General features: G+C 38.1%; 22 protein-coding genes. All 22 read left to right on the forward strand.

All coding sequences use genetic code 11. The features are described 5' to 3' along the window. The first annotated feature begins 1 nt into the window (after window position 1). The 22 genes from fliR (at window position 2) to rseP (ending at window position 21,035) form a co-directional block, all read left to right on the forward strand. Window positions 2-787 carry a flagellar biosynthetic protein FliR gene (fliR, locus tag NSQ62_RS04325; RefSeq protein WP_341322699.1) on the forward strand — a complete coding sequence of 262 codons (786 nt, stop codon included), beginning with the start codon at window positions 2-4 and terminating at the stop codon, window positions 785-787. 7 nt (window positions 788-794) lie between these two features. Continuing rightward, window positions 795-1,883 (forward strand): flagellar biosynthesis protein FlhB, encoded by a 1,089-nt coding sequence (gene flhB, locus NSQ62_RS04330; protein WP_341323884.1) that lies wholly within the window; start codon window positions 795-797, stop codon window positions 1,881-1,883. Between the two features lie 23 nt (window positions 1,884-1,906). Further along, a complete protein-coding gene (gene flhA / locus NSQ62_RS04335) occupies window positions 1,907-3,940 on the forward strand; it encodes a flagellar biosynthesis protein FlhA (protein WP_341322700.1) in 2,034 nt (677 codons plus the stop codon). Next, on the forward strand, window positions 3,937-5,133 hold the full coding sequence (flhF, locus tag NSQ62_RS04340; protein WP_341322701.1) for a flagellar biosynthesis protein FlhF: 1,197 nt from the start codon (window positions 3,937-3,939) through the stop codon (window positions 5,131-5,133). Before flhA ends, flhF begins: the two co-directional genes overlap by 4 nt. Next, window positions 5,117-5,995 carry a MinD/ParA family protein gene (locus NSQ62_RS04345; RefSeq protein ID WP_341322702.1) on the forward strand — a complete coding sequence of 293 codons (879 nt, stop codon included), beginning with the start codon at window positions 5,117-5,119 and terminating at the stop codon, window positions 5,993-5,995. Before flhF ends, NSQ62_RS04345 begins: the two co-directional genes overlap by 17 nt. Beyond that, window positions 5,996-7,141 (forward strand): chemotaxis response regulator protein-glutamate methylesterase, encoded by a 1,146-nt coding sequence (locus tag NSQ62_RS04350; protein ID WP_341322703.1) that lies wholly within the window; start codon window positions 5,996-5,998, stop codon window positions 7,139-7,141. A gap of 17 nt (window positions 7,142-7,158) precedes the next feature. Next, complete coding sequence (locus tag NSQ62_RS04355; protein WP_341322704.1) at window positions 7,159-9,219, forward strand: chemotaxis protein CheA; 2,061 nt, start codon at window positions 7,159-7,161, stop codon at window positions 9,217-9,219. 21 nt (window positions 9,220-9,240) lie between these two features. Then, a complete protein-coding gene (locus NSQ62_RS04360) occupies window positions 9,241-9,687 on the forward strand; it encodes a chemotaxis protein CheW (protein WP_341323885.1) in 447 nt (148 codons plus the stop codon). A gap of 58 nt (window positions 9,688-9,745) precedes the next feature. Then, window positions 9,746-10,384, forward strand: coding sequence for a chemotaxis protein CheC (locus tag NSQ62_RS04365; RefSeq protein ID WP_341322705.1), 639 nt, complete (start codon window positions 9,746-9,748; stop codon window positions 10,382-10,384). Continuing rightward, window positions 10,381-10,884, forward strand: a complete 504-nt coding sequence (locus tag NSQ62_RS04370) for a chemotaxis protein CheD (RefSeq protein WP_341322706.1) — start codon at window positions 10,381-10,383, stop codon at window positions 10,882-10,884. The genes NSQ62_RS04365 and NSQ62_RS04370 overlap by 4 nt, the downstream gene beginning before the upstream one ends. Continuing rightward, the gene (locus NSQ62_RS04375; protein WP_341322707.1) at window positions 10,884-11,258 is read left to right on the forward strand and encodes a multidrug transporter; all 375 of its coding nucleotides are present in this window, start codon (window positions 10,884-10,886) and stop codon (window positions 11,256-11,258) included. Before NSQ62_RS04370 ends, NSQ62_RS04375 begins: the two co-directional genes overlap by 1 nt. Window positions 11,259-11,530: 272 nt before the next feature. After that, entirely contained in the window at window positions 11,531-12,301 is a 771-nt protein-coding gene (locus NSQ62_RS04380) for a FliA/WhiG family RNA polymerase sigma factor (protein WP_341322708.1), read from the forward strand. 12 nt (window positions 12,302-12,313) lie between these two features. Beyond that, window positions 12,314-12,622 (forward strand): RNA polymerase subunit sigma, encoded by a 309-nt coding sequence (locus tag NSQ62_RS04385; RefSeq protein WP_341322709.1) that lies wholly within the window; start codon window positions 12,314-12,316, stop codon window positions 12,620-12,622. Window positions 12,623-12,630: 8 nt separating this feature from the next. Continuing rightward, window positions 12,631-13,257 carry a hypothetical protein gene (locus NSQ62_RS04390; protein WP_341322710.1) on the forward strand — a complete coding sequence of 209 codons (627 nt, stop codon included), beginning with the start codon at window positions 12,631-12,633 and terminating at the stop codon, window positions 13,255-13,257. A 159-nt stretch (window positions 13,258-13,416) separates the two neighbouring features. Then, window positions 13,417-14,139, forward strand: a complete 723-nt coding sequence (rpsB, locus tag NSQ62_RS04395; RefSeq protein ID WP_341322711.1) for a 30S ribosomal protein S2 — start codon at window positions 13,417-13,419, stop codon at window positions 14,137-14,139. 161 nt (window positions 14,140-14,300) lie between these two features. Next, entirely contained in the window at window positions 14,301-15,188 is an 888-nt protein-coding gene (gene tsf, locus NSQ62_RS04400) for a translation elongation factor Ts (protein WP_341322712.1), read from the forward strand. A gap of 186 nt (window positions 15,189-15,374) precedes the next feature. Then, window positions 15,375-16,100 carry a UMP kinase gene (gene pyrH, locus NSQ62_RS04405; RefSeq protein WP_341322713.1) on the forward strand — a complete coding sequence of 242 codons (726 nt, stop codon included), beginning with the start codon at window positions 15,375-15,377 and terminating at the stop codon, window positions 16,098-16,100. Next, complete coding sequence (frr, locus tag NSQ62_RS04410; RefSeq protein ID WP_341322714.1) at window positions 16,100-16,657, forward strand: ribosome recycling factor; 558 nt, start codon at window positions 16,100-16,102, stop codon at window positions 16,655-16,657. Before pyrH ends, frr begins: the two co-directional genes overlap by 1 nt. A gap of 266 nt (window positions 16,658-16,923) precedes the next feature. After that, window positions 16,924-17,709, forward strand: coding sequence for an isoprenyl transferase (locus NSQ62_RS04415; protein ID WP_341322715.1), 786 nt, complete (start codon window positions 16,924-16,926; stop codon window positions 17,707-17,709). Window positions 17,710-17,714: 5 nt separating this feature from the next. Beyond that, window positions 17,715-18,509: a phosphatidate cytidylyltransferase gene (locus NSQ62_RS04420; protein WP_341322716.1), complete on the forward strand. Its 795-nt coding sequence runs from the start codon at window positions 17,715-17,717 to the stop codon at window positions 18,507-18,509. Window positions 18,510-18,575: 66 nt separating this feature from the next. Further along, window positions 18,576-19,721, forward strand: coding sequence for a 1-deoxy-D-xylulose-5-phosphate reductoisomerase (dxr, locus tag NSQ62_RS04425; protein ID WP_341322717.1), 1,146 nt, complete (start codon window positions 18,576-18,578; stop codon window positions 19,719-19,721). A 57-nt stretch (window positions 19,722-19,778) separates the two neighbouring features. Continuing rightward, the gene (rseP, locus tag NSQ62_RS04430; protein ID WP_341322718.1) at window positions 19,779-21,035 is read left to right on the forward strand and encodes an RIP metalloprotease RseP; all 1,257 of its coding nucleotides are present in this window, start codon (window positions 19,779-19,781) and stop codon (window positions 21,033-21,035) included. Window positions 21,036-21,114 lie beyond the last annotated feature (79 nt).

A 21,114-nucleotide genomic window follows, 5' to 3' on the forward strand; every position in this document is an offset into this window, starting at 1 on the left:
GATGACAGAACTACTTCAAGTATTTCCTAATATCTCAATTTTATTATTAATTATGGTTCGGGTTTCTGCATTTTTTGTATCAGTCCCTTTATTTTCTTATCGAACAATTCCTCAGCAAGTTAGAATTATCCTAGCAGTAGCACTCGCATGGATGATGTACTATACATTCAATATTGAACCTTTCGAAATTAACGGTGACTACCTATTACTTATCTTAAAAGAAGCAATTGTCGGGCTAATGCTCGGGCTAGCAGCAGCGATGATTATGTCGGCTGTTCAAATTGCTGGTGGATTCATTGATTTCCAAATGGGGTTTGCGATGGCCAATATTATTGATCCGCAAACAGGTACACAATCGCCGCTTATGGGGCAATTTTTAAACTTTCTATCACTTTTATTATTACTTGCAATAAATGGTCATCACTTAATTTTAGATGGTATTTATTATAGTTACCAATTTATACCATTGCAACAGTTTTTTCCGAATTTTGGGGAAGAAGGAACCGCACTTTTTATTATGAAAATGTTTGTTGCTGTATTTGCCATCGCATTTCAAATGTCAGCTCCAATAGTTGCAACACTGTTTTTAGTAACGTTAGCGTTAGGGATTACCGGGAAAACCGTGCCACAAATGAGTATTTTCGTTATTGGATTCCCGATTAAAATCGCAGTTGGCTTTCTTGTCTTAATCGTCACTATGGGTGTATTAGTTGGAGTAATGAAAGAACTAATTGAATATATGATTATTTCTTTACGTGATTTAATGGTTATTTTAGGTGGTGAATAGCATGGATATGAAGCTATTGGTAATGTTAGATCTTCAGTTTTTTGCAGGTGAAAAAACGGAGAAAGCAACACCAAAAAAACGACAAGATGCACGTAAAAAGGGGCAAGTTCTAAAGAGTCAAGATGTAACGGCAGCTGTATTGTTATTACTTACCTTTTTCTTTTTATTATTTTTCGCACCATTTATGTATGACGGTGTAAAGGGTTTTTTACTACAAGCATTAAACCGAAATCTATTAATTGAAACATTAAATGAAGATACCGTCATGGATATGTATGTGGAATCATTAAAGGAAATGGCGATTATTGTTTTACCGATTATGGTTGTCGCTATGATTGCAGGTATTGGAGCTAACTTTTTTCAGTTTGGCTTACTATTTACAACAGAAACATTAAAAATTGATTTAAAAAAGATGGATCCAATTAAAGGGATCAAAAAAATTATTTCCGTTCGTGCCATTGTCAATTTAATTAAATCGTTATTAAAGGTTACGTTAATTGGTACGGTTACGACGGTTGTTATACTTATTTATTTAGAAGATGTACTATCTTTAGCCTTACATAGTCCAGCACAAATTTTAGCAACGGTTGCGTATTTATCGGCAATCATGGGTATTGCAGCATCAATTATGCTCGTGGCCATTGCGTTATTTGACTATTTATACGAGCGCTTTGAATATGAGAAGCAATTAAAAATGTCGAAGCAAGATTTAAAAGATGAATATAAAAACTCAGAAGGTGACCCACTCATTAAATCAAAAATTAAGCAGCGGCAACGTGAGATGGCGATGCGCCGTATGATGTCAGAAATTCCATCAGCGGATGTTGTCATTACGAACCCGACGCACTATGCAATTGCGTTAAAGTATGATGAAAATGAAATGGATGCACCAAGAGTTGTTGCCAAAGGGACAGACTTTGTAGCACAAAAAATTAAAATGATTGCAAAAGAAAATAATGTCACGATGGTAGAAAATAGACCGCTTGCACGTGCCATGTACGATCAAGTAGAGATTGGACAAGCCGTACCGGAGGAATTTTTCAAAGCAGTGGCAGAAGTTCTAGCGTATGTATACCGAATTAAACGCAAAATTTAACGTAAAAATCAGGAGGGGCAACAATGCAAATACGCGACATAGGGGTTTTAGCTGCAGTTATTATGGTTGTAGCCATGCTCATCATCCCTCTTCCACCTTGGTTATTAAGCTTTTTAATTATTGTTAATATTACGCTTGCCTTACTTGTATTATTAACAGCAATGAATATGAAAGAAGCATTAGATTTCTCCATTTTCCCAACGATTATCTTATTATTAACGCTGTTTCGTTTATCGTTATCGGTATCAACGACACGTGCCATCTTAGCAGAAGGTGATGCAGGTCAGGTTGTTGAAACGTTCGGTAATTTCGTAACAGGGGGTAATATTTTAGTCGGGTTAGTAATCTTCTTATTACTTGTAATTATTCAGTTCATCGTTATTACTAAAGGTTCGGAGCGTGTTGCTGAAGTAGCTGCACGTTTCACATTAGATGCGATGCCGGGTAAACAAATGAGTATTGATGCGGATTTAAATGCCGGTGTTATTTCTGAGCAAGAAGCACGTGAACGCCGTGAAAAAGTTTCAGGCGAAGCAGACTTCTACGGAGCGATGGACGGGGCAACAAAATTCGTTAAAGGGGATGCCATTGCATCGATTATCATGGTAGGGATCAACTTGCTCTTCGGTATGATTATCGGGATGATGCAAATGGAATTAAGCTTTGGCGAAGCAGCTACAAAGTATTCAATGTTAACAGTCGGTGATGGTCTTGTATCACAAATTCCAGCGCTACTTATTTCAACTGCGACAGGTATCGTTGTAACACGTGCTGCATCAAAGGGAAATCTGGGCTCAGATATTACGGGTCAGCTTTTTGCGCAATCTAAGTTACTGTATGTGGCAGCGGCTACGGTCTTCTTATTAGGTTTATTTACACCAATTCCAGATTGGATTACGATACCAATTGCAGCGGTTTTAGCAATTAGTGCGTACTTAATGGACAACAAAAAAGAAGAGACGCCAGAAGAAATGTTGGAAATCGAGGAAGAAGTGGCAACCGATACGATGAAAAGTCCAGAGAATGTTATTAATTTACTAAATGTGGACCCAATCGAATTTGAGTTTGGTTACGGCCTGATTCCATTAGTAGATGCTGCACAAGGCGGAGATTTACTTGACCGCGTTGTTATGATTCGTCGTCAATTAGCACTTGAACTAGGGATTGTTATTCCAATCGTTCGAATACGCGATAATATTCAGCTACAGCCGAACGAATATCGCATAAAGATTAAAGGGAATGAAATGGCACGAGGCGAATTATTATTAGACCATTACCTAGCAATGAGTCCTGGTGATGATGATTCGATTGATGGTATTGATACAATCGAGCCTTCGTTTGGTCTTCCGGCTAAATGGATTACAGAAGAGGTCAAAGAAGATGCCGAAATGTATGGCTACACGGTTGTTGATCCACCAAGTGTTGTTTCAACACACTTAACCGAAATTATCCGTGCAAATGCACACGACTTACTTGGTCGTCAAGAAACGAAGCAATTAATCGACCACTTACGCGAAACACATGCGATTTTAGTGGACGAGTTAATCCCAGCACCACTTTCAATTGGTGAAGTGCAAAAAGTATTAGCTAAATTACTGCGTGAAAATGTATCGGTACGTAACTTACCAATTATTTTCGAAACGCTTGCGGATTATGCAAAATTAACAAGTGATACTGATATTTTAACTGAGTATGTTCGTCAAGCATTGGCTCGTCAAATCACAGCACAATTTGTGGCTGGTCAACCAGCATTAAAAGTCATTACTGTTTCTGGTCAGGTTGAAAAACTAATTACTGATAGTATTCAGCAAACTGATCATGGCAATTATTTAGCGATGGACCCTCAAGAATCACAGTTTATTCTTGAAGCGATTGCCAAAGAAGTGGAGCGCGTTTCCTATATGGAACAATCGCCAATTATTCTTTGCTCGCCAGGTGTTCGTATGTATTTAAGACAATTAACTGAACGTTACTTCCCACAAGTTCCGATTCTTTCGTATAACGAGCTTGATGCGGCTGTAGAAATTCAAAGTGTAGGGGTGGTGAATGTCGAATGAAAATGAAAAAATATAATGCTACTTCAATTGCAGAGGCAATGAAGCAAATTCGTGCTGATTTAGGTGAAGATGCGATTATTTTAAATTCAAAAGTCGTTGTAAAGAAAAAGTTTTTTGGTTTAGTGAAAAATAAAAGCTACGAGGTTGTAGCAGGTTATGATCGCATTGAAAAAAAACCGACAATCTCAAATTTACCAGACATTCCAGCCTATACGTCTTTGAATAATGAACAACAACATATACCAAGTCAACCGATGAAGCAATCTGAGGAGCCCGCATTCGCGCAGGCTCCTCAGGCCGATTCATCATTACCAAGTAATTTGGTGAAAGAAATTGCTGATTTAAAGTCCATCATGCAATCGATGCAACGTATGTCGACACAATCTCAATATCCAGATGAACTCTTACCATTTGTCGATTTTTTAAAACAGCAAGAACTTGGCGAGGAGCTTATCACAGCAATTAGTGATGAGCTTTTTATGCATTATCATAAAAATCACGAAATTTCCTGGGAAAACATGCAGAACATTGCAAAGGATTTTTTACGCAAAGAGCTGTATGCCTTACCAATTAGTGGTCTGTCATATGAAAAGAAGTACATTAATGTGTTAGGCCCAACAGGTGTAGGAAAAACAACTACAATCGCAAAAATGGCTGCTCGTTCGGTTTTGGAAAAGAAAAAGAAAGTTGGCTTTATTACAACAGATACGTATCGAATTGCGGCGATTGAGCAATTAAAAACGTACGCAGCATTATTACAGGCGCCAGTTGAAGTTGTCTATAATGCTGAGGATTATGCAACAGCAATTAACAAGCTTGCACATTTGGATTTGATTTTCATTGATACAGCAGGACGTAACTACCGCGAAGCAAAATATGTGAACGATTTAAAAACACTCATAAATTTCAGTGAACAGGCAGAATCTTATTTAGTGTTAGCTTTGACAGCTAAGCAAAAAGACTTAGAATCAATAATTGAACAATTTAAGGACTTAACAATCGAGAAATTCATCTTTACGAAGCTGGACGAAACAAATTCTATTGGCACTATGTTTAATTTAATGATTAAATATAATAAAGGACTAGCTTACTATACGGATGGTCAAGAAGTACCAGAAGATATTGAACAACCAAATAGTGATAGTCTACTAGAGCTTTTTTTCAAGGAGAATTTAGATGAAAGATCAAGCTGAAAAACTTCGTCAGTCAATGCTTGAAAATGATGCCAATATAGGTCGATCAATTGCGGTCATTAGTGGCAAAGGTGGAGTTGGTAAAAGTAACTTCACGACTAATTTTGCTACATTGTTGGCTAAATCAGGTAAAAGAGTAGTAATATTAGATATGGATATTGGTATGGGAAATGTACATATTTTGGTTGGTAAATCTGCTAAATATAGTTTAAAGGATTACTTAGATGGTAATTTAGCCTTAGAAGATGTCATGTTTTCGACTTCGGATGGTGTGAACTACATTTCAGGTGGCTCAGGCATGTCGTCACTTATGGATTGGTCTCCGGTTGTGTTTAGTCGATTGATTACGGGACTAGAAACACTTCAAAAGGAATATGACTTTGTATTATTTGATATGGGTGCAGGTATTGTCGAATGGTCGCTTGACTTATTAACGTCACTCGATGAATTGATTGTTATTTCAACAGCAGAGCCTACATCGATTATGGATGCTTATTCCATGATGAAATTTATTCATTTAAAAGATGATTCGAAAACGTTTTATATTTTGTGTAATCGAGCATTTAATACGGAGGAAGGCCAAGATACGACAAAACGTCTAAAAACCGTTATGGAGCGCTTTTTAGAAAAAGAGGTTGTTGTACTTGGCTCGTTGCCAGAAGACCCTGTCGTTCGACAAGCTGTACGTCAACAATCATTGTTTACAACACTTTATCCAGATGCACCTATTACGCAAACGATGCATAAGATTGTGAAGCAATTTTTAAATCATCAGGTGGAAATAGAAGAAGTGCATGCTGCTGAAAAATCGAACAAGTTCTTATCCAAATTAAAAAGTATCTTTTCGAAAGGTCGTGAGTAAATGGACAATCTAAAGAAAAGCAAGCTATTAGTAGTTGATGATTCGGCATTTATGCGGAAATTAATTAGTGATTTTTTTACTGACCATTTACAAATTGAAGTTGTGGGGTCTGCGCGCAATGGCAAAGACGCGATTAAAAAAATTCAACAGTTGAAACCAGATGTTGTAACACTAGATGTTGAAATGCCAGAAATGAATGGTTTGGATGCATTAAAGGAAATTATGATTCAGTGTCCAGTACCGGTCGTTATGTTATCGAGTACAACACAACGTGGTACAGAAAACACATTAACAGCAATGGAATACGGAGCTGTTGATTTTGTAGCGAAACCGAGTGGCACAATTTCATTGGATTTACATAAAATCCAAGATGAGTTAGTACATAAAGTTGTTGAAGCTTCAAGAGTACCAATTGCTAAGTTAAAAAAGCCAATCTCTTCAGTTTCTACTTTCGCAAATAAAAAAATAGAAACAGCACCAAGAATAGAGGTTGCTAAACTTACTTCGACGCCGTTAAAAGTTACACCAGTATTTGATAAGCCAATGAAAAAAGTAGATTGGAACAAGCATTCCAAAAAAATTATTTTAATTGGCACATCGACAGGTGGACCGCGAGCTTTGCAAGAAGTGATTACGAAAATCCCAGGAAATGTGGATGCACCAATAGTAATTGTGCAGCATATGCCAGCAGGATTTACAAAATCTCTTGCAACTCGTTTAGATCAGTTAAGTCAAATACATGTAAAAGAAGCCGAACAAGGCGATATATTACAAAAGGGAACAGCTTACATTGCACCAGGTGGTTTTCACTTGAAATTGCGTAAAGTCGGTTCAACTTTTGCGATTGCGCTCGACCAAAATGAGCCACCTCGTTCTGGGCATCGACCTTCAGTGGACGTTATGTTTGAAGATGTTAGTCAATACCCAGATTTTGATAAAATAGCTGTAATTATGACAGGTATGGGGTATGATGGTTCAAAAGGTCTGAAAGCTTTAAAGAAAACAGGAAATGTAATTGCAATTGCAGAGTCAGCAGAAACGTGTATAGTATACGGAATGCCCAAAGCTGCCGTGGAAACGCAGCTCGTTGATGAAGTGGTAGATGTTGACGTTATTGCACAAACAATTATGAAATATATGCCTTAAAAAGGGGTGCCTTTTAAATGGAAGTAAATCAATATTTAGAAATGTTCATTGAAGAAAGTAAAGAGCATTTACAAGCATGTAGCGAACATTTATTAGAATTAGAAAAAAATCCAGAAGACTTAGCAATTGTCGGTGAAATCTTTCGTTCGGCTCATACTTTAAAAGGTATGTCAGCTACAATGGGCTTTGAGGATTTAGCAGACCTAACACATAAAATGGAAAATGTGTTAGATGCGATTCGTAACGAAAAAATTAAAGTAACACCAGAAATTTTTGACGTTGTTTTCGAATCGGTCGATCACTTAGAAGAAATGGTTTACGATATTGCTGATGGTGGCGATGGTAAACGTAACGTGCAAGAAACAGTAGCGAAGTTAAAAAACATTGAATTAGGCGAGCCAGTAGTAGCTGCAAAAGTCCTAACGAAGCAAACAGTTGAAGCACCAGTGCCAGTAGAAGAAGTCGATTTTAAATTAACGTATGATGACTTTGAAAAAACGGTTATTTTACAATCTTCAGAGCAAGAATTTAATGCATACGAAATTTCAATTGCCCTACGCGAAGACTGCTTATTAAAAGCGGCACGTGTATTCATGGTATTTGAAATTTTAGAGAAGAATGGCGATGTGATTAAGTCATCACCTACAGTGGATAAGTTAGAAGAAGAACAATTTGATAATGAGTTCCATGTCGCTTACATTTCAAAAGAATCAGCAGAAGACTTACAAAAAATGCTGATGAAAGTTTCTGAGGTAGACCTTGTAGATGTAAAGGAAATTGGTCAAGACGTATTTACGCAAGTGACGGTTTCTTCAGCAGCTCAATCAGAAGAAATTACAGAAGCAGAAATAGCTGCAACGACAGAAGTTGTGCAAGCGCCAGTTGAACAAAAAGCAAACAGCAATAAAGCATCTGGTGGTCATGCAACAAGTAAAACGATTCGTGTAAATATCGAGCGTTTAGATATTTTAATGAACTTATTCGAAGAGCTTGCGATTGACCGTGGCCGATTATTATCAATCGCTGCAGATGTAAATCACGGTGAGTTAAATGAAACGGTTGAGCGTATGAGCCGTACAATGGGCGATTTACAAAATATCGTCTTAACAATGCGCATGGTACCAGTTGAAACGGTATTTAACCGTTTCCCAAAAATGGTGCGTCAATTATCACGCGATTTAAACAAAAAAATTGAGCTTAATGTTATCGGTGCTGAAACAGAGCTTGACCGTACAGTAATCGATGAGATTGGTGATCCATTAGTTCACTTAATTCGTAACTCGGTTGATCACGGAATTGAATCACCAGAGGTTCGTCGTGCAAAAGGTAAGCCAGCAGAAGGTACTGTCGAGCTTCGTGCATACCATAGTGGTAACTATGTCTTCATCGAAATTGAAGATGATGGTGCAGGGATTAACCGTGACCGCGTATTGGCAAAAGCCATTTCAAAAGGCGTTGTGACGCATGAACAGTCATTATCAATGTCAGATAAGCAAATTAACGAACTGATTTTAGCGTCAGGCTTCTCAACAGCAGAAGTGATTTCAGACGTATCAGGCCGTGGCGTAGGCTTAGACGTTGTTAAAACGACGATTGAATCGTTAGGTGGTAACATCTCGATTGAATCGACACAAGATGTAGGATCTGTATTCTCGATTCAATTGCCATTAACATTATCGATTATTTCAGTAATGTTAGTTGAAATTGAAAGCGAAATTTATGCAATTCCTTTATCATCGATTATCGAAACATCAATTATCCGTAATTCTGATATATTAAATGCCCACAATCAAAAAGTAATTGATTTCCGTGGCAAAGTCGTACCGCTAGTATTCCTTGAAGAAATCTTTGAAGTACCACGTCAAGAACCAAAAGATGATGGATTCCATTCAGTAGTCATCGTTCGTAAAGGCGATAAACTAGCTGGGTTAGTAGTAGATTCATTCATCGGTCAGCAAGAAATTGTATTAAAATCATTAGGTAACTACTTAACAAATATTTTTGCGATTTCAGGTGCAACAATTTTAGGTAACGGTAAAGTAGCGTTAATCGTAGACTGTAACGCACTTATGAAGTAAAAAGGATAAGAGGTGTGAATGATGACAAATGCAATCGAGCAAAAAAATTTAAAAGTCATTGTATTTCAATTAGCGGATAAAGAATATGCAATTCCTGTTTCTCACGTAAAGGGAATTGAAAAATTAATGCACATTACGCGCGTACCAAAAACAGCACGTTACGTAAAAGGTGTGATTAATTTACGCGGTGTTGTAACGCCCGTAATCGATTTACGTGAACGCTTTGATTTACCGATTTCAGGTAACGAAGAAACAACACGTATCATTATTATTACGCTTGAAACGATGGAAGTAGGCTTTGTTGTAGATTCAGCAAACGATGTGCTAGATATCGATGCATCTTCAATTGAGCAACAACCGGAAGTAGTAGGTTCTTTCGAAGAAGAATTTATTGCAGGTGTAGCGAAATTAGATAATCGTTTATTAATTTTACTTCACTTAGATAAAGTGTTAAACCCATTAGATTAACGATTAATTTTCAAGGTAAGCATATGCTTACCTTGAATCTATTAAAGTAGGGATTAAAATGGACTTTAATGAAAAGATCAGTTCGCTTCATTTAGATGTATTAAAAGAGATTGGTAATATCGGTGCGGCCCATGCAGCAACAGCGCTATCGGATTTGCTCCAAAAAAAAATCGATATGCGTGTTCCAAACGTTAAAACGGCTTCTTTTAATGAAATGATGGAGTTAGCGGGCGGTTCTGAAAATGTAGTGGTTGGCATTTTCCTTCGAATTGAAGGCGATGCAGAGGGAAGTATGTTTTTCATATTACCAGTGGAGCAAGCGAATCGTTTTATTCGTCGATTAATTCGCGATGAATCGTTCGACTTTAACAAACCACCACATTCAGAATTAGGTTTATCCGCGATGCAAGAAATGGGTAATATTTTATCGGGTTCTTATTTATCAGCACTATCTGATTTTACAGGACTAAAAATTTATCCAACCGTACCTGGGTTAAGTATCGATATGTTCGGGGCCATTATTAGTATTGGGCTAATCGAATTATCACAAGTAAGTGATACCGTAATCGTAATTAACACATCCATTTATGAAGAATTTATTTCAGATGATGAGGCTGTAAAAGGACATTTCTTCCTATTACCGGATCCAGATTCCTTTGAAGCTATTTTTAAAGCTTTAGGGGTGCCGACGACATGATTTTATCCAGCTCGAACGAAGTAGTAAAAGTGGGTATTGCACAAATGGATGTAGTAAAAGTCCCTAAAACAATTCGTACGTCGGGTTTAGGGTCATGTGTTGGTGTCGTTATTTATGATGAATCAACAAAGGTTGCGGGAATGGTGCATGTCATGTTACCAGACTCAAGTTTAGGTCGTACCGAAACAATTAACGTAGCAAAGTTTGCAGACACCGGTATAGCGGCTTTAGTGGATATCTTGAAACGAGAAGGCGCACATTCGTTCAAATTGAAAGCTAAAATTGCTGGTGGTGCACAAATGTTTCAATTTACTTCGGATAAAGATTCTATGCGTATTGGGCCTCGCAATGTAGAGGCGGTAAAGGCACAGTTGAAAAAGCTAAATATACCGATTGTTGCAGAGGATACAGGTGGTAATAGTGGACGTACAATTGAGTTTAATCCAAATACAGCTAAATTGAATGTACGAACAGTTAACCAAGGAGTGAGTGAAATTTGATGTTTGGTTCGATTTTTTATAATTTTTGGGCAGCTTTATTTTCATTCGCTGCATCTTTTATTTGGGCAATTCGAAATCCTTTTGCCATGCCTCTGCCAACCATTGGGACAGCGGTAATTGCAGCGATTATTGGATTTGTTGTCATGTATGCGATTCGACTTTTTATTGGCTATGTATTTTATACACCAGAAGAAGTTATACATACGGAAGTGGAAAATACAACGGAAGCCACAATGATTGAAGAAGATGGCAATCAGCAATTTGTTCCACAAAGTACTCGTACAACAGCAGAGTTTGAAGAGGCTAACACAGAAGAAATGGCTCAAGCTGTGCGGACGATGTTGCATGGCGAAGAAGCTTCGTTTTCACGTTGATTTTTAAATGAGTCGAAATTGCTATAAGAAAGAGACTGTTAAAAGTATTTTTACTTTTAACAGTCTCCTTTTTTAGGTGGAAATTATAAAGTTCTCATGTTATAGCAGTGTCTAGGTTAAAGTACCAGCCCCTCGGGACTTAAAGGGCGCTTTAGCGCTTTTCTAACTTATGAAAATATTATGTATCATTCTTCCGTCACATGTTTATTTATAGGCTTTTTGGTATAATGAGTAATAACTATGCTTACATTTCAGAAGAGAGGTGGATACGAGTGACTGAACAAGGACGCGCAGAAGAGCAATCACTATGGATTCGCTGGACAAAAGATAAAGATCCAGAAGCAGGCGACTTACTCATTAAGAAGTATAAGCCGCTCGTTTCATATCATGTACAACGTATTGCTGTAGGGTTACCGAAAAACGTTTCACGGGACGACTTAACAAGTCTTGGCATGATGGGACTATTCGATGCATTAAATAAATTTGATATAAATCGAGATTTAAAATTTGATACGTATGCATCATTTCGTGTACGTGGTGCAATTATTGACGGATTGCGGAAAGAAGACTGGTTACCTCGCTCTGCCCGTGAAAAGGCAAAAAAACTAGATGCACAAATTGAAAAGCTCGAACAAAAGCTCATGCGCCATGCGACACCAGAGGAACTTGCAGCGCATATGGAGTTACCGGTAGAGGACATTTACCAAACCGTTCACGAGCATTTTTTCTCAAATGTGTTGTCGATTAATGAGCAGTTAGATCAAGACGAAGGCGAAGGGAAAACATTCGTCATTCGTGATGATCATACAAGAACACCGGAGCAGCAAATGGTACATAGTGAGTTGTTAGGGGATTTAGCGGATAAAATCCAAAAACTAAATGAAAAAGAGCAGCTGGTTATTAGTTTATTTTATACAGAAGAAATGACGTTAACCGAAATTGGCGAAATGTTAGAATTATCGACGTCACGAATTTCTCAAATCCATTCGAAAGCATTATTTAAGTTACGTAAATTATTATCTTCGGAAATGATTAATACGTAGGAGGGATTTACGATGAGCTTAAAGGGCGTAGAATTACAAATTGCCATTCCAAAAACATTTGACGCTGGGAAAATGGCAGACCAACATCATCAAAATAATATTCAACAACAAATGCATGCGAACGAGGCACTAAAAAGGGAAATTGAACGCAAGCAATTTTTAGTTAATGAAATGGATAAAATGGATGTTGTTGATGGTGAAGAAGAACGGGATGATCAAAACGATCAATCGTCAGATCAGCAACAAAAGAAAAATAAGCAACAGCTAGAAAAAAAAGCCCAGCACCCATTTAAAGGAAACTTTTTTGATTTTAGCGGCTAGGAGATCATATGGTAACAGCACTAATCATAACGTTATTTATCATTCAGTTAATTACAATTTTCATTATTATATTGCTATCTGGCAAGTTAGCGAAATTTAAAGAATTAGAAATTCGTCAAAACCAACTTGTTGAGGAAATGGACAATGCCATTAGTGTCTATTTAATAGAAATGAAAGAGGAAAATAATCGTCTGATTGAAGAGTTGAAAGAGGCAACTGTATCGATTCCAGCAAAGCCAGCAGTACAACCATTCACTCAGACTCAGCCTCAAGTAGAAGTTGCACCAATTGCGACAGTGAACGCTAAAAAAATATTTGATGAAATTGCTGAAAATGAAGTAAAAAAAGAAAAGACACCGCCTCAAACGGAAGTGCCAGAATTTGAAAAACGCAAATTTGTTCCGGTTCAACAAGCAGCAAATGCCTACAGTAAACAAAAAGTGCAAACCGATAAACAATCGGAACTTGAACAAGTAGAGGACGAACTGTTTGCAAAAGAACCTGTAAAACAACAGCAAACAGTTGAACAACAAGTCGTAGCACATTACCGAGCAGGCAAATCAATCGAGGAAATTGCGCGGATGATGCAGCGCGGGAAAACTGAAATTGAGTTGTTAGTAAAGTTTCACGCGTAAAGTAGTTGCACTTGAAAGCGGTGTATGATATATTTACAAGCGGTGTTAAACCAATTCACACGTATTTTGATGTAGTAAGTGGTGCTCGTGACACACGGGTAGCTTGTTGCAGATGAAGAATACGGAGGAAAAAAACCAAACATTTAGGAGGAAACACACATGTCAGTAATTTCAATGAAACAATTACTAGAAGCTGGTGTACATTTCGGTCACCAAACTCGCCGTTGGAACCCAAAAATGAAGAAATATATCTTCGTTGAGCGTAACGGTATCTATATTATCGATTTACAAAAAACGGTTAAAAAATTAGAGGAAGCTTATGACTTCATGCGTCAAGTTGGTCAAGACGGTGGTAAAGTTTTATTCGTTGGTACGAAAAAACAAGCACAAGAAGCGATCAAAGAAGAAGCAGAGCGTTCAGGTAACTACTACATCAACCAACGTTGGTTAGGTGGTACTTTAACTAACTTCGGTACTATTCAAAAACGTGTTAAACGTATGAAAGATATCGAAAAAATGGAAGAAGATGGCACTTTTGCTGTACTTCCTAAAAAAGAAGTAATCCAACTTAAAAAAGAACACGAACGCTTAGTTAAATTCTTAGGCGGTATCCGTGATATGAAAGCTGTTCCGGACGTTATGTTCGTAGTAGACCCTCGTAAAGAGCGTATCGCAGTTGCAGAAGCAATCAAATTAAACATCCCTCTAGTTGGTATCGTAGACACTAACTGTGATCCAGATGAAATTGATTACGTAATCCCTGCAAACGACGATGCTATCCGCGCTGTTAAATTATTAACTGCGAAAATGGCTGACGCTTTATTAGAAGCTAAACAAGGTGAAGAAGAAGCTCCAGCAGTAGAAGCTACTACAGCTGAGTAATTCACTGTTAGAAAAGGTGATAAGTGGATCAAACCCTTATCACCTTTTTTTGAGAAAACTTTCGTGAATATGCATGAATCGTTGAAAATTCATGGCGTATCGCTTAAAGTATGATTAGTTAATTAAAAAATTTTTTAATAGACCTTAGGAGGAAACTCAACATGGCAAACATTACTGCACAAATGGTAAAAGAATTACGCGAAAAAACAGGCGCAGGTATGATGGACTGTAAAAAAGCATTAGTACAAACTGAAGGTGACTTCGAAGCTGCAGTTGACTTCTTACGCGAAAAAGGATTAGCTGCTGCAGGCAAAAAAGCTGACCGTATCGCTGCTGAAGGTACAACTTACATTTTAGAACAAGGTAATGAAGCAATCTTAGTTGAAATCAACGCTGAAACTGACTTCGTATCTAAAAACGACAAATTCGTAGCTTTAGTAGAAGAATTATCTGCTCACCTTTTAGCTACTAAACCAGCTGACGTTGACGCTGCTTTAGAAACTGAAATTAACGGTGCTAAAGTTTCTGACTACATCTCAACTGCAATCGCAACAATCGGAGAAAAAATCTCTCTACGTCGTTTCGAAATCAAAACAAAAACAGATGCAGACGCTTTCGGTTCTTACCTACACATGGGTGGCCGTATTGGTGTATTAGTAGTTCTTGAAGGTTCTACTGACGCTGCTGCTGCAAAAGATATCGCAATGCACATCGCTGCAATCAACCCAACTTACGTTTCTCGTGACGAAGTTTCTGCTGAAGAAGTAGAGCGCGAGCGCAAAGTATTAACTGAGCAAGCTTTAAATGAAGGCAAGCCAGAAAACATCGTAGCGAAAATGGTTGAAGGTCGTCTTGGTAAATACTTCGAAGACGTTTGCTTACTTGACCAAACTTTCGTTAAAAACTCTGACCAAAAAGTACGTACTTTCGTAGAGTCTACTGGCGGTACAGTAACTGGTTTTGCTCGTTATGCTGTTGGTGAAGGTATCGAGAAAAAAGAAGATAACTTCGCTGAAGAAGTAATGAGCCAAGTTAAAGGCAACAACTAATTTTAATACAACTTAAATTACTTATGATTTAAGCAAAGAGTAGGGAGCACCATTTGCGTGTTCCCTATTTTTAAAGAAAGCTGTTATTGGCTATAGTTAATTTGATCATAATTAGTGAAATACTATACATACGAAAGACGATTGTTTAGTGTTTCCTTTTAAATAAATGAGTAACGGAGGTTTACTATGAGTGTGTCACAATACAAGCGAGTAATCATTAAACTTAGCGGAGAAGCATTAGCTGGAGAATTAGGCTTTGGTTTTTCACCAGAAGTGATTAAATCAATCGCTGGAGAAATTAAAGATGTCATTGATTTAGGTGTGGAAGTAGCACTAGTTGTTGGTGGTGGTAACATTTGGCGCGGGAAAATTGGTGCCGAAATGGGTATGGAGCGCGCAAATGCAGACTATATGGGAATGTTAGGGACGGTAATGAATGCATTAGCGTTACAAGATTCTTTAGAAAACCTTGGTGTTCCAACACGCGTTCAATCATCAATTGTGATGACACAAGTAGCAGAGCCTTATATTCGTCGTAAAGCAGTACGTCATTTAGAAAAAGCACGCGTTGTGATTTTCGCAGCAGGAACAGGTAACCCGTACTTCTCAACAGATACAACAGCGGCTTTACGTGCAGCAGAAATTAATGCAGATGCAATTTTAATGGCGAAAAACAACGTGGATGGTGTTTATTCTGCCGATCCAAAATTAGATCCGACAGCAGTTAAGTATGACACACTTACGTATTTAGACGTTATTCAACAAGGCTTACAAGTAATGGATTCAACAGCTTCTACATTATGTATGGATAATGACATTAAGCTTGTTGTGTTCAACTTATCAGAGTCAGGTAATATTAAACGTGCCGTAATGGGCGAAAAAATTGGAACAGTAGTTAGGAGAGATGCATAATGACTAAGCAAGTATTAGATCAAGCACAAGACAAAATGACAAAATCGATTGCTGCTTTCTCACGTGAGTTAGCGTCAATTCGTGCGGGCGTAGCAAACGCTTCATTATTAGACCGTATTAATGTAGATTACTACGGTTCACCTACACCAATCAACCAAATGGCGGGTATTTCTGTACCAGAAGCACGTCTATTAGTAATCCAACCATACGATAAATCAATTTTAGGTGAAATCGAGAAAGCAATTATGCGTTCTGATATCGGGATTACACCAACAAATGATGGAAATATCATCCGTTTAGCAATCCCAGCGTTAACAGAAGAGCGTCGTAAAGATCTTGTGAAACGCGTGAAAAAAGAAGCAGAAGAAGCAAAAGTTGCAGTACGTAACGTGCGTCGTGATGCGAATGATGACCTGAAAAAGTCAGAGAAAAATGGTGAAATCACAGAAGACGAATTACGCGGCTTTGGTGAAGACATTCAAAAGTTAACAGATAGCTCAATCGTAAAAATCGATGAGTTAGTGAAAGAAAAAGAAAAAGAAATCTTAACAGTTTAATTTTTAATAGGTTGATTCGCGCTATTGAAAAGTAGCGCGAAATCTTTTTCTAAGAACATGAACTTTAAATGGATTGAAAGCGTCCTACTAGTGAGGACGTTTTTTTACTAAGCATTCCTAATGAAATATAGAGAATTTACATATAAGAATAATTAAGACATAAAGAGAAATCAATAAATTCATGAATCTGTGAAGGACAGGCTTTTGCTTTTTTGATATGATGAAAGTATAGACTAGTCCGATTTGTGCAGTTGGGGGAATTAACTATGTTTAAACAACTTTTTAGAAAAAAATCAAATACAGAGCAGCCAATTAATGATGGTCGTGTGGACTTAGTTAAGGAGGATGAAATCCCTACCCATATTGCAATTATCATGGATGGAAATGGTCGTTGGGCAAAAAAACGTGCACTTCCTCGAGTAGCAGGGCATCATGAAGGCATGCAAACTGTACGAAAAATTACCCGTTGTGCTTGTGATTTAGGGGTAAAAGTACTTACGCTCTATGCATTTTCGACAGAAAATTGGAAGCGACCTAAATCAGAGGTAGAATTTTTAATGCGTTTACCAGAGCAATTTTTAAAATCGTTTTTACCAGAGCTGATGGAGCGTAACATTCGTGTCGAAATGATCGGTGTCATGGAGTCATTGCCAGATTATACGCAGCGCGCTCTAAAGAATGCGATGGAAGCAACGAAAAATAATACAGGCCTTATCTTAAATTTTGCAATGAACTATGGTGGGCGTGCAGAGATTGTGATGGCGATGCAACAACTAATGACAGATGTTGAAGCCGGAAAATTGGCAATTGAAGATGTGAATGAACAACATATTACACAGCACATGATGACCGCGCATTTACCTGAGCCAGATTTATTGATTCGCACAAGTGGAGAAATCCGCATCAGCAATTTTATGTTATGGCAGCTAGCTTATACGGAATTTTGTTTTACAGATGTCCATTGGCCTGATTTTGACGAAGCATGTTTAAATGAGGCGATTGCTGTGTATCAAAACCGTAACCGCCGTTATGGCGGACTGAAAGGAGAATAATTGAATTGAAACAGCGCATTATAACGGGCGTCGTAGCAGCAGCATTATTTATTCCGTTCGTCATCTATGGCGGCGTGCCGTTTGCTATAATGGTTAGCCTTTTAGCGGTTATTGGATTTTATGAATTATTAAAAATGCGAGGAATTTCGATTTTTTCTGTTCCAGGAATAATTGGATTACTCGGCTTATTAATGCTAGTTGTACCAAATGAATGGTCAAAGGAAATCATTCAATTCGTAAATTACGAATCGAACTTAATGATTATTTATGGCGTCGTAATCTTATTATTAATTTATATCGTGTTAGTGAAAAATAAAATGACCTTTGATGAAGTCGGTTTTATTCTTTTAGGCGCTTTTTATGTGGGACTTGGTTTCCACTACTTTATTGAAACACGTTTTGTTGGTTTAGAATTTGTCATCTTTATTCTATTAGTGGTATGGACGACTGATTCAGGGGCATATTTTGTCGGGCGTAAGCTTGGGAAACATAAATTATGGCCAGAAATTTCACCGAAAAAAACGATTGAAGGTTCTATTGGCGGGGTTGTCATTGCGGTGATTTTCGCGGTCTTGATGCAGCTGATTTATCCATTTGCATCAAGTTGGACACTATTAATTGTTGTCACGATTATTGCGTCGATTATTGGTCAAATGGGTGATTTAGTCGAATCTGCTATTAAGCGTCATTATGGCGTCAAGGATTCGGGAACGATTTTACCTGGACATGGTGGGATTTTAGACCGCTTTGATAGTTTATTATTTGCGGTACCATTATTACATTTTGTTCATTTCTTTTAAGCAGACTTTGATGTAAAAAAAGTGTTTTGGCCTGCTCATGTAGCTCAAAGAGGGGAAGTATTTGTTGTGAAAAAAATTAGTTTATTAGGTGCGACAGGTTCAATTGGTTGGCAAACGTTTGATATTTTATTAGTACAGCCAGAGGAATTTAAGCTTGTTGCCTTTTCTGCAGGACAAAATGTAGAAAAGTCTCGTGAAATTATTGAAAAATTACAACCAGAACTTGTTTCGATGCAAACAGAGGAAGCAGCGCGTGTCTTGCAAAAAGACTATCCGCATATTTCCTTTACATATGGTGCTAAAGGGTTAGTAGAGGTGGCAACACATCCAGACTCTACGGTGCTTGTAAATGCGGTACTAGGCAGTGTGGGTTTAGAATCGACACTTGCGGCGATTCGTATGGGCAAAACGATTGCAATTGCCAATAAAGAGACGCTTGTCACGGCGGGTCACTTAGTCATGGCAGAAGCGAAAAAATACAATGCACCGATTTTACCGGTTGATAGTGAGCATTCAGCAATTTTCCAATCAATGAACGGGGAAAATAAAAAACGGATTGAGCGCATAATTTTAACAGCTTCAGGGGGCTCATTCCGTGATAAAACACGTAAAGAGCTTGAAGGGGTAACGGTAAAGGATGCGCTGAATCACCCGAACTGGTCAATGGGAGCAAAAATCACGATTGATTCAGCGACGATGATGAATAAAGGTCTTGAAGTAATCGAAGCGCATGTATTATTTGATATGGCATACGATAATATTGATGTATTATTACATCGTGAGAGTATTATTCACTCAATGGTGGAATATGAAGATACAAGTGTCATTGCACAGCTGGGCACACCAGATATGCGTGTACCGATTCAGTATGCACTGAGCTACCCGGATCGTCTGCCGCTTAAAAATGGGCAACGTTTAAACCTAGCACAAATTGGCCAGCTTCATTTTAAGGAAGTAGACTTTGATCGTTTCCGTGCTTTAAAGCTTGCATATGATGCAGGACGTATGGGCGGTACGATTTTAACGGCAATGAATGCAGCGAATGAAGCAGCGGTTGCACTATTTTTACAAGAAAAGATTACATTTTTGCAAATTGAAGAATGTATTGAGCGTGTGATGAATAGTCATAACAATATCATCATGCCAGATTTAGAAACGATTTTACATGTAGATGGCGAAACAAGAAAAACTGTTGCAAGCATGGTAAAATAGGGAACGATGAAAGTAAGCTATGTTTTGAGGCATAGCGCTATTTGAAGGTGGGAAATTATGGAGACAGTTATTGCCTTTATTTTAATCTTTGGCTCACTTGTATTTTTCCATGAGCTAGGTCACTTTATTTTTGCAAAACGCGCAGGGATCATGGTACGCGAATTTGCAATCGGAATGGGACCGAAAATTTTTGGTATGACGAAAGGCGAAACAATTTACACGCTACGTCTTTTACCAATCGGTGGTTACGTGCGCATGGCCGGGGAAGAAACCGATACGGTTGAACTGCAACCAGGCTACCGCGTGGCTTTAGTAACAAACGAAGATAATATTGTTGAAAAAATTGTACTAAATCAAAAAACACAGTATCAAAATGTTGTGTTTTTAGAAGTAGAGCGCGCGGATTTAGAGCGTGAACTATGGATTGAAGGCTATGACGAGGAAGAAAAGCTTGTTCGTTATCAAGTCGCTCGTACGGCAACGGTTGTTGAAAATGGCACGGAGCAAATTATTGCACCGTATGATCGTCAGTTTAACTCAAAATCGGTTGGCGCACGCGCAATGGCAATTTTTGCAGGGCCATTATTTAACTTCATTTTAGCGTTTTTCATCTTTATGGTGATTGGGTTAATTCAAGGAATTCCTGTAGATGACCCAATAATTGCGACGGTCAATGAGGATTCACCTGCTAGTGTGGCAGGTCTTCAAGACGGCGATAAAGTTGTAAAAGTGGACGGCGAGACGATTACTTCGTGGGATGAGCTATCAGAGCAAATTCAAACGAATCCAGCAACTGCGATTACATTCGATGTTGAACGTGCGGATGGTTCGACGGCAACACTTGAAGTAACACCAAAAGCGGTTGAGCAAAATGGAGAAGAATTTGGTCAAATCGGTGTCATGCGTTCGATGGATACGAATCCGTTAAAGGCCGTTGTCTACGGCGCTGAGGAAACGTATAACATGACGGTATTGATTCTGAAAATGGTTGGGAAACTTGTAACCGGTCAATTCTCAATCGATGACTTATCAGGTCCTGTAGGGATTTACAAAGCAACAGAAACGGTTGTAACATTCGGTCTTTATAATGTGTTGTACTGGGCAGCGATGTTAAGTGTCAACTTAGGGATTATGAACTTACTCCCACTACCAGCGCTTGATGGTGGACGTTTACTATTCTTCGCATTTGAAGCAGTGCGAGGGAAGCCATTAGATAGTCAAAAAGAAGGTATGGTTCATTTTGTAGGAATCGTACTGTTGATGATCTTAATGGTTGTTGTGACCTGGAATGATATCCAGCGCTTCTTCTTCTAATCAAATAAGATCTTAAAATGACGGCTTTGAGCGTTTTGTATGAATAATACTAGCGTTCAAAGCTAAATTTGTTTAGTAT

This window comes from Solibacillus sp. FSL H8-0523, from assembly GCF_038051985.1.
Classification (GTDB): Bacteria; Bacillota; Bacilli; order Bacillales_A; family Planococcaceae; genus Solibacillus.

What these genes read in the sequence shown, in the direction of transcription:
- fliR (WP_341322699.1), top strand. Translation starts at nt 2, where the DNA reads ATGACAGAACTACTTCAAGTATTTCCTAATATCTCAATTTTATTATTA.
- flhB (WP_341323884.1), top strand. Translation starts at nt 795, where the DNA reads ATGAAGCTATTGGTAATGTTAGATCTTCAGTTTTTTGCAGGTGAAAAA.
- flhA (WP_341322700.1), top strand. Translation starts at nt 1,907, where the DNA reads ATGCAAATACGCGACATAGGGGTTTTAGCTGCAGTTATTATGGTTGTA.
- flhF (WP_341322701.1), top strand. Translation starts at nt 3,937, where the DNA reads ATGAAAATGAAAAAATATAATGCTACTTCAATTGCAGAGGCAATGAAG.
- NSQ62_RS04345 (WP_341322702.1), top strand. Translation starts at nt 5,117, where the DNA reads ATGAAAGATCAAGCTGAAAAACTTCGTCAGTCAATGCTTGAAAATGAT.
- NSQ62_RS04350 (WP_341322703.1), top strand. Translation starts at nt 5,996, where the DNA reads ATGGACAATCTAAAGAAAAGCAAGCTATTAGTAGTTGATGATTCGGCA.
- NSQ62_RS04355 (WP_341322704.1), top strand. Translation starts at nt 7,159, where the DNA reads ATGGAAGTAAATCAATATTTAGAAATGTTCATTGAAGAAAGTAAAGAG.
- NSQ62_RS04360 (WP_341323885.1), top strand. Translation starts at nt 9,241, where the DNA reads ATGACAAATGCAATCGAGCAAAAAAATTTAAAAGTCATTGTATTTCAA.
- NSQ62_RS04365 (WP_341322705.1), top strand. Translation starts at nt 9,746, where the DNA reads ATGGACTTTAATGAAAAGATCAGTTCGCTTCATTTAGATGTATTAAAA.
- NSQ62_RS04370 (WP_341322706.1), top strand. Translation starts at nt 10,381, where the DNA reads ATGATTTTATCCAGCTCGAACGAAGTAGTAAAAGTGGGTATTGCACAA.
- NSQ62_RS04375 (WP_341322707.1), top strand. Translation starts at nt 10,884, where the DNA reads ATGTTTGGTTCGATTTTTTATAATTTTTGGGCAGCTTTATTTTCATTC.
- NSQ62_RS04385 (WP_341322709.1), top strand. Translation starts at nt 12,314, where the DNA reads ATGAGCTTAAAGGGCGTAGAATTACAAATTGCCATTCCAAAAACATTT.
- NSQ62_RS04390 (WP_341322710.1), top strand. Translation starts at nt 12,631, where the DNA reads ATGGTAACAGCACTAATCATAACGTTATTTATCATTCAGTTAATTACA.
- rpsB (WP_341322711.1), top strand. Translation starts at nt 13,417, where the DNA reads ATGTCAGTAATTTCAATGAAACAATTACTAGAAGCTGGTGTACATTTC.
- tsf (WP_341322712.1), top strand. Translation starts at nt 14,301, where the DNA reads ATGGCAAACATTACTGCACAAATGGTAAAAGAATTACGCGAAAAAACA.
- pyrH (WP_341322713.1), top strand. Translation starts at nt 15,375, where the DNA reads ATGAGTGTGTCACAATACAAGCGAGTAATCATTAAACTTAGCGGAGAA.
- frr (WP_341322714.1), top strand. Translation starts at nt 16,100, where the DNA reads ATGACTAAGCAAGTATTAGATCAAGCACAAGACAAAATGACAAAATCG.
- NSQ62_RS04415 (WP_341322715.1), top strand. Translation starts at nt 16,924, where the DNA reads ATGTTTAAACAACTTTTTAGAAAAAAATCAAATACAGAGCAGCCAATT.
- rseP (WP_341322718.1), top strand. Translation starts at nt 19,779, where the DNA reads ATGGAGACAGTTATTGCCTTTATTTTAATCTTTGGCTCACTTGTATTT.